Source organism: Pectobacterium cacticida (assembly GCF_036885195.1).
Lineage (GTDB): Bacteria > Pseudomonadota > Gammaproteobacteria > Enterobacterales > Enterobacteriaceae > Pectobacterium > Pectobacterium cacticida.
In genome coordinates this window covers 389,427-400,913 of the sequence record NZ_CP133656.1, presented here as the reverse complement: position 1 = coordinate 400,913, position 11,487 = coordinate 389,427, and the positions used below count along the sequence as shown (strand labels likewise).

Sequence of the window (11,487 nt, the reverse complement as noted above, 5' to 3'; positions counted from 1 at the left end):
TCAGGAAAAAAAGCTCAGAATAGAATTGATCACCGTCCGCTGATTAACATCCGACAGGTTATAAAACAGCGGTAAACGCACCAGCCGTTCGCTTTCCCTGGTGGTATAGCGATCGTCACCAGAGAAACGGCCAAAGTTCACCCCGGCTGGGCAACTGTGCAGCGGAATATAATGAAAGACCGTCATAATTTCAGCTTCTTTCATATAGTTGATAAACGCGCTGCGGTCGTCCCGATCGCGCAGTTTGATATAAAACATGTGCGCGTTGTGAACCCCATAGGCTGGTATGGTCGGCAGGGTAATGCGTCCGGCATCGGCCAGCGGTTGAAATGCCGCATAGTAGTTCTGCCACAGTTTCAGCCGCCGTTCGTTAATCGGTCGCGCCGCTTCCAACTGCCCCCAGAGGTAAGCCGCCTGAATATCCGCCATCAGGTAGCTTGAACCGATATCGCGCCAGGTGTATTTGTCTACCTGACCGCGAAAGAACTGGCTGCGGTTAGTTCCCTTTTCACGGATGATTTCCGCACGCTCTACCAAGCTGGCGTCATTAATCAACGTAGCGCCACCCTCACCGCCAGAGGTGTAATTCTTGGTTTCGTGAAAACTGAAGCACCCTATATGGCCGATCGATCCCAAAACCCGCCCTTTGTAGCTGGACATCACACCTTGCGCTGCATCTTCTACGACATATAACTGGTATTTCTGCGCCAGCGCCATAATGGCATCCATCTCGCAGGCCACGCCCGCGTAATGAACCGGCACAATAATGCGCGTCTTGTCCGTAATAGCCGCTTCGATCTTGGTTTCGTCAATGTTCATGGTGTCTGGACGGACATCGACAAACACGATCTTCGCACCACGTAGCACAAAGGCGTTAGCGGTGGAAACAAAGGTATAGCTCGGCATGATCACTTCATCGCCGGGCTTTACATCCAGCAAGATAGCAGCCATCTCCAATGATGCCGTACAGGATGGCGTAAGCAGGACTTTTTTACTGCCGGAATAATGTTCCAGCCACTGCTGACAACGGCGGGTAAACCCGCCATCGCCGCACAATTTGCCGCTGCTCATCGCCGCCTGCATATAATCAAGTTCCGTACCGACAACCGGTGGCGCATTAAATGGAATCATGTAGTTACCTATATAACCAATACGCCGTGCTTTCAATCGTAGCACCACGGCGAAGATAAAGACGAAGCGCCGCGACGTTGCCAGCCTGTGTCGCGACCCGAAGACGTTCGCACCCTTGCTGTCGACACCACATTTCCGCTAACGCCATCAGTTGCGAGCCAACGCCGCGCACCGTCACACCCGGCCAAACGCCCAATAGTCCGACACGGGCATCCGTGGCATCTATGCTGCGTAGCGTGACCCATCCTTGTGGATTGCCAGCGTTATCTTCCGACAGTAAACAACAGTGGTCGAACGTACCGCGCACGGCATTTTCAATCCACTGCGCATAAAAGCGCCCGCTATCTTCTGGTCGGTACCATGGGGCACGGAAGCGGCTGAAGGAAAAAACGCGCGAGGCCGCTTCCCTCAGCGCAGGGATATCGTCAAGCGTCGCCTCACGCCAATGCGGTAACGGCGTCACGACAGTAGCCTGTTGCAGCGTCAGGCAGAGATCAATCTCGCCTTCCACCAAGCGAAAGCCCAAGTCGGCCAGCGCATCCGCCAGCACCAGATTATCTGCCGGCACCTTGGCCTGCGTCAGCGCAAATGCGCTCAGCGCCGCGGGGGTTAAGACGGGCGCAGACGGCGAAAAATTTAACCTGGCGCTGTCAATCTGGAAGAATGCATTCTCCCAGTCCGAGGGGTCAACCGTGGCGTGGATGTCGCGCTTTCCTACGGATGGTCGATGAGACACTGATTCGCCCTTCTCTTTTATGTCAGCTTATTTTTCCGCCATCTCAGCGCTAGTCGTTCAGCCCTAAGCGTTCACCGGCATAAGAACCATCCAGCACGCTGCGCCACCATTTTTCGTTGTTCAGATACCAACTGACGGTCTTTCTCATCCCTGTCTCGAAGGTTTCTTCTGGCCGCCAGCCCAATTCCCGCTCAATTTTTCCGGCATCGATCGCATAGCGCATATCGTGACCCGGACGGTCTTTCACATAGGTGATAAGATCGCGGTAATGCGTCACACCAGCGGGTTTATTCGGCGCCAACTCTTCCAATAGGGCGCAGATGGTTTGCACCACATCAATGTTTTTACGTTCGTTGTGACCACCGATGTTGTACGTTTCGCCAACTTCCCCCTCCGTCACCACTTTATACAGCGCGCGCGCATGGTCTTCGACAAACAGCCAGTCGCGAATTTGTCCGCCGTCGCCATACACTGGCAGCGGCTTACCCGCAATCGCATTGAGGATCACCAGTGGAATCAGCTTCTCAGGGAAATGGTACGGGCCATAGTTATTCGAACAGTTGGTGATCAAGGTCGGTAGCCCATACGTGCGTAGCCAGGCGCGCACCAGATGGTCGCTGGAGGCTTTCGACGCGGAATAAGGGCTGCTTGGCGCATATGGCGTGGTTTCAGTGAACAGATCGTCTGACCCATGCAGGTCGCCGAATACTTCATCGGTAGAAATATGGTGAAAACGGAACGCTTTTTTGTCCGCTTCCGCCAAATTCTGCCAATAGTGACGCGCCGCTTCCAACATCGTATAGGTGCCGACAATATTGGTTTCGATAAACGCCGCCGGACCATCGATCGAGCGATCGACGTGGCTTTCCGCCGCCAGATGCATCACCAACGCGGGCTGATAGCGGGAAAAAACGCGGTCAAGTTCGGCGCGATCGCAAATATCGACCCTTTCGAAGGCGAAACGGTCACTATCCGCAACCGGTGCCAGCGAAGACAAATTTCCCGCATAGGTCAGCTTATCTACCACGACGACGCTGTCCTGCGTCGCTGTCAGAATGTATCTGACTAAGGCTGAACCAATAAACCCTGCACCACCGGTAATTAAAATACGCTTCAACGCCATACTCCTTTGGTATCAATAACCCACTGTTGTTTCACATCTTCTGGATTAATCGCTTTAAACTGACGATGGTCGACCAGCATGACCAATACATCGGCCTCTTTTAATGCGTTGTGAGTCTCGACCAGCTTGACCTGCCCGGTCAACCCCGATGGCAGATGTTTGATATTCGGTTCGACGACTAACGTCATACCGGTATTCCACTGCGCAATCATGGCGGTGATCCCGACGGCGGGGCTTTCCCGTAGGTCGTCAATATCAGGCTTAAAAGCCAGGCCAAAGCAGGCCACAGTGACCTCGCTGGCGCGTTTATCGGTTTGCGCCAGAAAATCTGCCACCGCCGCCTTGACACGATCCACCACCCAGAGCGGTTTGCCGTCATTCACCAATCTGGCGGTATGGATCAACCGAGCCTGCTGCGGATTCTGCGCCACGATAAACCAGGGATCGACAGCGATACAGTGCCCACCGACCCCAGGGCCGGGTTGCAGGATATTGACGCGGGGATGCCGGTTTGCCAATCGGATAAGTTCCCAGACGTTAATATTTTGTTCGGCACAGATCAGTGAGAGCTCATTAGCAAACGCAATATTCACGTCACGAAAACTGTTTTCCGTTAGTTTACACATTTCGGCAGTGCGAGAATGGGTCACCACGCACTCCCCTTCGAGGAAAATCTTATAGAGCTCGCTGGCACGCGCAGAACACACCGGGGTCATACCGCCAATGACGCGATCGTTCTTAATCAGCTCCACCACGACCTGACCAGGCAGCACGCGTTCGGGACAATAGGCAATATTAATGTCTGCGGTTTCTCCAACCTGCTGTGGGAACGTTAAATCTGGACGTGCGCCAGCCAACCAATCGGCCATTTGCTCGGTTGTTCCTACGGGGGATGTCGATTCCAGAATCACCAGATCGCCTTTCTTCAGCACTGGCGCGATGGATGTCGCCGCTGATTGCACGTAAGCCAAATCGGGTTCATGTTCGCCTTTAAAGGGCGTGGGAACCGCGATCAAAAAGGCATCGGCGGGGGCGGGCTTCGTCGTTGCCTGCAGATAACCCTTTTCCACCGCGATCTGTACCAATGCCCCCAGATCGGGCTCGACGATATGGATTTCGCCGCGATTAATGGTTTCAACCACCAGTTTACTCACATCAACGCCGATAACCTTTCTCTGGCGGGAAGCAAAAGCAGCGGCAGTGGGTAAACCAATGTAACCCAAACCAATGACGGAAATGGTCGTAAAGCTCATAGTGTCACCATATTTTTATGTCTGTCGTCGCAAGCGACGTTTAACATCGCGCCAGGCGATTTTTTATGCCGGGCTATCCCTGCCCGGCTCCCTTCGGGCCGTCGCAAGCGACGTTTAAAATCGCTCCAAGCGATTTTTTATGCCGGGCTATCCCTGCCCGGCTCCCTTCGGGCCGTCGCAAGCGACGTTTAAAATCGCTCCAGGCGATTTTTTAAGGTGTCGACGATGCGTTGACAGGCATGACCATCGCCATAGGGATTGTGGGCGCGGCTCATCGTCTGATACGCCTTTTGGTTCGTCAGTAGCATAGATATCGCATCGACAATGCTTGCAGTTTCCGTCCCGACCAGTTTCACCGTACCGGCTTCCACCGCTTCCGGCCGTTCCGTCGTATCACGCATCACCAATACCGGCTTGCCCAACGAAGGCGCTTCTTCCTGAATACCGCCCGAATCCGTCAGGATCATATAAGAGCGATGCATTAAATACACGAATGGCAAATAGTCCTGTGGCGCAATCAGCATGACATTATCAATGTCACTCAGGATACGATTTACCGGCTCGCTGACATTCGGATTTAAGTGAACCGGGTACACAATCTGGACATCAGGGTGCCGATGCGCAACTTCTGCCAGCGCACTGCAAATGCGTTCAAAACCACCGCCAAAACTTTCACGTCGATGCCCGGTAACCAGAATCAGCTTCTTCTTGTCGTCCAAAAAAGCATATTTGTCATCGAGACTACGGCGCAACACGGCATCGCCAAGAATACGATCGCGCACCCAGAATAATGCATCGATCACCGTATTGCCGGTCACAAAAATATGCCGGTCGGAGAGATGTTCGCGCAGTAAATTTTGGCGGGAATTTTCCGTAGGTGCAAAATGATACATTGCCAGATGACCGGTCAGCTTGCGGTTTGCCTCTTCCGGCCAGGGCGAGTACAAATTACCAGTACGTAGCCCAGCCTCTACATGACCCACGGGGATACGTTGATAAAATGCGGCTAAACTGGTCGCCAATGTCGTAGTGGTGTCTCCGTGGACTAACACCAGATCTGGCTTGAACGTTTCCATGACAGGTTCAAGCCCCGATAGAATCCGACAAGATATTTCACTGAGGCCCTGCCCCGGTCGCATAATATCAAGATCATAGTCTGGCGTAATATCGAACAAGCGCAGCACCTGATCTAGCATCTCCCGATGCTGGGCGGTCACGCAAACTCTCGATTCAAAAGCGACATCCTGTGCCAGAGCATGAACCAGCGGCGCCATTTTAATGGCCTCCGGCCGGGTGCCGAAAACGGTCAAAACTTTCACATTGAATCTCTTTAATCAGGTTAGACGCAGGCGATCGATGAACTCACGCACTTCGGCAGGCCGGTTAACGGGAACTACGAGCCAGAGCCACACCACAGCCAACGAGTACGCCAATCGCTCCCCACATCACCATCAGGAATGCCCGACGCGGGCTATCGCGCCTCACTGGCTCTTCCGGCGTACGCAGATAACGGTAGGTCTGGAAACTAGGCTCAAGCGTTGGGCCAACATTCAACGTCGCCAACATCGCGCGATTCTGATCATAATCCCGCTCATAATGTGGGCCGCTGGCTTGCAATGTCTCCAGACGAGCCTGAAGCATCGGCCTGCCAAGCAAGAACAGTTCCGATGCAGGAATTTCATCTGCCGGTGTATCAGTCTGGCTACGGCGAATCCCTTGCTGCTGAGCAATTTTCAGTGCTAATTCAACGCTGCGGACATCACGATCGTAAATCGCTTTCGCGACCGATTCCTGGCGCTTGATCTGTGATTTCATGAAAATTGTTCTCGCCGCCCAAGCGCCCTTGATTTCTTCATTCAGGTGGTTGGCGGCACGCTGGCTGGCAAAAGTCACATATTGACGAAGCAACGTGTTGGAATCCGCCGCGGTTTCTGCCACTAACCTCACCGTATCATTGGTTTTTTTCCCTTCATCACGCGGCGAAAACTGAATGTTATTCACGAATTCATCCAACAGCGCCGCATCGGCCTTTTCATCACTCTCCAGGCGCTGTTTATAATAGTCAGTCTGCAACCAGAAATCGCGGCGAGTATCATAAGCGGCTAATTGCATGATGAATTCATCATACGCATTCGCCGCAATAGACGGTTGCTCAGGCAGAGGAGAGGAAAAGGAGAGAGCGTCGAGGTTACGCAAAAACTGCTGCTGCGAATAGTATCCGCCTAGCATATTTACCGTTGGCTTATCGGTCATCGCCGTCGCGCTCCATTGCTGCTTCACCAGATAGGAATAGCCTAATGCCGCCACGGTAAAAAGCAGCCCCATGATGATTGGCCACCGCTTTCCACGCCACAGCAGGCGAAATAAACCCCGGATATCCAGTTCGTTATCCATCAATGCATTCCCGGTAGATAAGTTATCTGATTTCATTACTTCCCCAGCATTATTTAGTCAGGATGACGGCTTTTGTACATCGGAATGCCGCATGCGGCGTTTCATGCGCTTGATAAAACGGGCGACTCGCCATGCTCGTTTCAGGCAGTAGCCGTACAACAAAAACGCAAGTAAAAACAGGACTAACATCAACCATTCAGGGATAAAAAAGACATACTCTCCCAACACGCCGAACGCGGCCAACAGTGCGGCGGCAAGGGTAATCAGCACAAAGGCCTGGCGGGAAGAAAAGCCGGCCCGCATAATCAAATGATGGATGTGTTGTCGGTCGGGCGAGAACGGGCTCATACCTTTACGTAAACGTCGATACATAATGGCGATCATATCAATCAGTGGAATCGCGATGATCCACAGCGCCGTTACCGGATTAATCGGATGTTGTGGGCCTTGCGTTGTTTGAATCAGCAGCCAGATAGCCGTGAAGCCTATCATCGTGCTGCCTGCATCGCCCATAAAGACTTTATAGCGCCGCCCCAAAATGCCGAGGTTAAGTAGAATATACGGTAATGTTGCGGCGATCATGGCAAAACACCACAAGGCCAGATGGGTGTGGCCATTCAAGTACAGTAGGATCCCCATCGCCCCAAACGAGACACAGGACAATCCCCCAAGCAGGCCATCGATCCCATCCACCATATTGAACGCATTAATCGCCGCCCACACCGCAAAGAGTGTGACCAGATAACCAAACGGCCCCAGCTCCATCTGCCACGGGCCGAAAATGTAACCCAGGTTGTGTATCGACAAACCGGCAAAGGCCATCATGATCATCGCGACACATGCCTGCACTACGGCGCGAATTTTTACACTGATATCAAAGCGATCGTCTAGTATGCCGACAAATACCAGCACGCCGGCACATAGTAGGTAAAGACGAAAATGGGGAATGAATTGATCGGTTATAACATAGCTAAAACAGATTCCCGCATACACGGAGATACCGCCAACCAACGGGACCAGGCCCCGATGACGTTTACGGTAATTAGGGCGATCGACAAGCCCGACTCTACTCGCGACATTGCGAGCCAAAAGCAAAAAACCGAAAGAAAACAAGAAAATAAATAGTAATTCAGCACTCATAATGAGTAAGTTCACCATTAACAGCCGCGCTGTTGCTGTTGAGTATAGACTCGGTTTACGCCTTATATCCCATCGTCTGTGCCGATTGCCAGTATAAATTGGCGTGATGGCCACGTTTTATAGTGGAAACGCGCTTCACATAGAACTCGCCAAGAGATAAAAAAAACGCCACGACCCAGCGTGGCGTTCTACGAGTCATCCCCAACGGGGAATACCCAGATTTATGAACGCTTCATCATATCGAAAAATTCATCGTTCGTTTTCGTCATCGCCAGCTTATTGATGAGGAATTCCATCGCGTCGATCTCGCCCATAGGGTGGATAATCTTACGTAGGATCCACATTTTCTGCAATTCTTCTGAGGTCGTAAGCAATTCTTCTTTACGCGTACCGGAGCGGTTGTAGTCAATCGCCGGGAAGACACGTTTTTCTGCGATTTTACGTGCCAGGTGCAATTCCATGTTACCTGTGCCTTTGAATTCTTCGTAAATCACTTCATCCATTTTTGAACCGGTATCAACCAGCGCTGTGGCGATGATCGTCAGGCTGCCACCTTCTTCTACGTTGCGCGCCGCGCCGAAGAAACGCTTCGGACGATGCAATGCGTTAGCATCCACACCACCGGTCAGCACCTTGCCCGATGCCGGAACAACGGTGTTGTAGGCACGCGCCAAACGAGTAATCGAGTCCAGCAGAATAATAACGTCTTTCTTGTGCTCAACCAGACGTTTCGCTTTCTCGATCACCATTTCGGCGACCTGAACGTGACGCGAAGCCGGTTCATCAAACGTAGACGCCACGACTTCACCTTTCACCAGACGCTGCATCTCGGTCACTTCTTCCGGACGTTCGTCAATCAGCAGCACCATTAGCACGCAGTCTGGATGGTTATAAGCAATGCTCTGCGCGATGTTCTGCAACAGCATGGTTTTACCCGCTTTCGGCGGCGCAACGATCAGACCACGCTGACCACGCCCGATTGGCGAAGCCAGATCCAGCACGCGCGCTGTCAAATCTTCCGTCGAACCGTTACCACGTTCCATACGTAGACGAGAATTTGCGTGCAGTGGCGTTAAGTTTTCGAACAGGATCTTGTTGCGGGCGTTTTCTGGTTTATCGTAGTTAACTTCGTTAACTTTCAGCAGCGCAAAATAGCGTTCGCCCTCTTTCGGCGGACGAATTTTGCCGGAAATCGTATCGCCAGTGCGGAGGTTAAAACGACGGATTTGACTGGGAGAAACGTAGATATCATCGGGGCCTGCGAGGTAGGAACTGTCTGCGGAGCGGAGGAAGCCAAAGCCATCCTGCAATATCTCCAGCACGCCGTCGCCGAAAATATCCTCGCCGCTTTTGGCATGCTGTTTCAGAATAGCGAAGATAATATCCTGTTTACGCATGCGGGCCTGGTTTTCCAGACCCATACTTTCGCCAAGAGTAATTAACTCAGAAACTGGCGTATTCTTTAATTCGGTAAGATTCATAGTGGGGGTTCTTTAACTCGGGGTAAATCTCGAACTATTAATGTGAATGGTATGGCAGGATCATCCGTGCCTCTCTAACGGCCTTCAACCACCGGATCTCTGTTTGGTTTCACACCTGAAGCGCATTACGTCCGCGCAAACACGACATCCGCCTTAACGACATCCGCATAAATCAACGGCAGGAGATCGAAGACACATAAACTCATTATTATAAAACTCGTAGACTGCCTAAACCGGCTCACAAACGCGTTGTGAAATAACCGCCTCGTAAAAAACAACTTTACAAAACAACGATTTTTCGATTTCGACACAGAATAATGCTTTAGACTCTAACTTTCAGGCTTAAGCCTAATGGCTTAAACATAGGCAAGTACGATATGCAGTGGTAAAGAATCTAACACGCTTCCCGGCGAGCGGCAAGCAGTCAATATGAGAATTGCATATTGCCCGATTGTGCTCGCCGACAATCCCCTTTCTGGGGAGCCACGCTGATTACAGATTCGCTGTCAGGAACTCTTTCAGTTGCCCTTTAGATAAGGCACCCACTTTTGTTGCCGCCACTTCACCGTTCTTAAACAGCAACAGAGTAGGGATACCACGAATACCATATTTCGGTGCCGTCGCCGGGTTTTCATCAATATTTAGTTTGGCCACCGTTAATTTGCCTTCAAATTCTTCGGCAATTTCATCCAGAATAGGAGCGATCATTTTGCAAGGACCACACCATTCTGCCCAGAAATCAACCAGGATAGCGCCCTCAGATTGTAGGACTTTCGTTTCAAAGCTGTCATCAGTCAGGTGAATTATTTTATCGCTCATATGTTACTCCGCAGGATTATTTCTACCTTGTTGGTGTAGCATTAACCAACAATGGCTTGACTTTATTTCACCGGATACGCTTTCGTAAAGCAATAGTTAGCTGATATTCTACCACACTATGAGCAAAACACACTTAACTGAACAGAAGTTTTCCGACTTCGCCCTGCACCCGCAGGTTATCGAGGCCCTTGAAAGTAAAGGGTTTAATAACTGTACGCCTATTCAGGCATTAGCTCTGCCATTAGCTTTGTCAGGGCGAGATATTGCGGGCCAGGCGCAAACCGGAACCGGCAAGACGTTAGCTTTTCTCGCGTCTACTTTCCATTATTTGCTTTCTCACTCTGCAAACACAGAGCGGCAAACGAATCAACCACGCGCCTTAATTATGGCGCCCACGCGTGAACTGGCTGTCCAGATTCACTCAGATGCTGAAGCATTGTCTCACCTTACCGGGCTAAAATTGGGTTTAGCCTACGGTGGCGATGGTTACGACAAGCAACTCAAGGTGCTGGAACACGGCGTTGATATTTTGATTGGCACCACCGGACGCTTGATCGATTACGTTAAACAAAATCATATTAATTTAGGTGCGATTCAGGTCGTCGTGTTAGATGAAGCAGACCGGATGTACGATCTCGGCTTCATCAAAGACATTCGTTGGCTATTCCGTCGTATGCCGCCTGCGGACCAGCGTCTGAACATGCTCTTTTCCGCCACGCTCTCTTATCGGGTGCGTGAACTCGCGTTTGAACAGATGAATAATGCAGAGTATGTGGAAGTCGAACCGGAACAGAAAACCGGCCACCGCATTAAAGAAGAACTGTTTTATCCATCAAACGAAGAAAAAATGCGCCTGCTTCAGACGCTTCTGGAAGAAGAGTGGCCAGACCGCTGCATTATTTTTGCCAATACTAAACATCGCTGCGAAGACATTTGGGGCCATCTGGCCGCCGACGGTCACCGCGTAGGGCTATTGACGGGTGATGTTGCACAGAAAAAACGCCTGCGTATTTTGGAAGATTTTACGCAGGGTAATTTGGACATTCTGGTGGCTACGGATGTCGCCGCACGCGGTTTGCATATTCCTGCCGTCACGCACGTTTTCAACTACGACCTACCGGATGACTGCGAAGACTACGTACACCGTATTGGCCGCACGGGCCGCGCGGGGCTCAGCGGATTTTCCATCAGCCTGGCGTGCGAAGAGTACGCACTGAATCTCCCGGCTATCGAAACTTACATCGGTCACAGTATTCCGGTCAGTAAATACAACAGCGATGCGTTGATGACCGATCTGCCCGCGCCAAAGCGTTTAACGCGCCCACCGCGCTCCAATAATGGCCCACGACGCAACAGCGGCCCGCGTCGCAATGGCCCGCCCCGTAACAACCGAAAAAGAGCGGATTAACC

At 51.6% G+C, this 11,487-nt stretch carries 10 protein-coding genes; 1 reads left to right on the top strand and 9 read right to left on the bottom strand.

What is annotated here, in order from left to right:
* The 9 genes from rffA to trxA all read right to left on the bottom strand — a co-directional run bounded on the left by rffA (window position 1) and on the right by trxA (window position 10,077).
* A complete protein-coding gene (gene rffA / locus RFN81_RS01905; protein ID WP_264497543.1) occupies window positions 1-1,131 on the bottom strand; it encodes a dTDP-4-amino-4,6-dideoxygalactose transaminase in 1,131 nt (376 codons plus the stop codon).
* Window positions 1,132-1,135: 4 nt separating this feature from the next.
* A complete protein-coding gene (gene rffC, locus RFN81_RS01900) occupies window positions 1,136-1,867 on the bottom strand; it encodes a dTDP-4-amino-4,6-dideoxy-D-galactose acyltransferase (RefSeq protein ID WP_264497542.1) in 732 nt (243 codons plus the stop codon).
* 49 nt (window positions 1,868-1,916) lie between these two features.
* Complete coding sequence (gene rffG / locus RFN81_RS01895) at window positions 1,917-2,990, bottom strand: dTDP-glucose 4,6-dehydratase (RefSeq protein ID WP_264497541.1); 1,074 nt, start codon at window positions 2,988-2,990, stop codon at window positions 1,917-1,919.
* Window positions 2,981-4,243, bottom strand: a complete 1,263-nt coding sequence (wecC, locus tag RFN81_RS01890; protein WP_264497540.1) for a UDP-N-acetyl-D-mannosamine dehydrogenase — start codon at window positions 4,241-4,243, stop codon at window positions 2,981-2,983. Before wecC ends, rffG begins: the two co-directional genes overlap by 10 nt.
* Before the next feature lie 188 nt (window positions 4,244-4,431).
* Window positions 4,432-5,562, bottom strand: a complete 1,131-nt coding sequence (gene wecB / locus RFN81_RS01885; protein WP_264497539.1) for a non-hydrolyzing UDP-N-acetylglucosamine 2-epimerase — start codon at window positions 5,560-5,562, stop codon at window positions 4,432-4,434.
* Between the two features lie 64 nt (window positions 5,563-5,626).
* Window positions 5,627-6,673 carry an ECA polysaccharide chain length modulation protein gene (wzzE, locus tag RFN81_RS01880; protein ID WP_264497538.1) on the bottom strand — a complete coding sequence of 349 codons (1,047 nt, stop codon included), beginning with the start codon at window positions 6,671-6,673 and terminating at the stop codon, window positions 5,627-5,629.
* 21 nt (window positions 6,674-6,694) lie between these two features.
* Window positions 6,695-7,792, bottom strand: a complete 1,098-nt coding sequence (wecA, locus tag RFN81_RS01875; RefSeq protein ID WP_264498846.1) for a UDP-N-acetylglucosamine--undecaprenyl-phosphate N-acetylglucosaminephosphotransferase — start codon at window positions 7,790-7,792, stop codon at window positions 6,695-6,697.
* Between the two features lie 206 nt (window positions 7,793-7,998).
* The gene (gene rho, locus RFN81_RS01870) at window positions 7,999-9,258 is read right to left on the bottom strand and encodes a transcription termination factor Rho (protein WP_264497537.1); all 1,260 of its coding nucleotides are present in this window, start codon (window positions 9,256-9,258) and stop codon (window positions 7,999-8,001) included.
* A gap of 492 nt (window positions 9,259-9,750) precedes the next feature.
* Window positions 9,751-10,077, bottom strand: a complete 327-nt coding sequence (trxA, locus tag RFN81_RS01865; RefSeq protein ID WP_264497536.1) for a thioredoxin TrxA — start codon at window positions 10,075-10,077, stop codon at window positions 9,751-9,753.
* A 118-nt stretch (window positions 10,078-10,195) separates the two neighbouring features.
* Here trxA and rhlB point away from each other — a divergent pair, with 118 nt between their 5' ends.
* Entirely contained in the window at window positions 10,196-11,485 is a 1,290-nt protein-coding gene (rhlB, locus tag RFN81_RS01860; protein ID WP_264497535.1) for an ATP-dependent RNA helicase RhlB, read from the top strand.
* The last annotated feature ends 2 nt before the right edge of the window (window positions 11,486-11,487 follow it).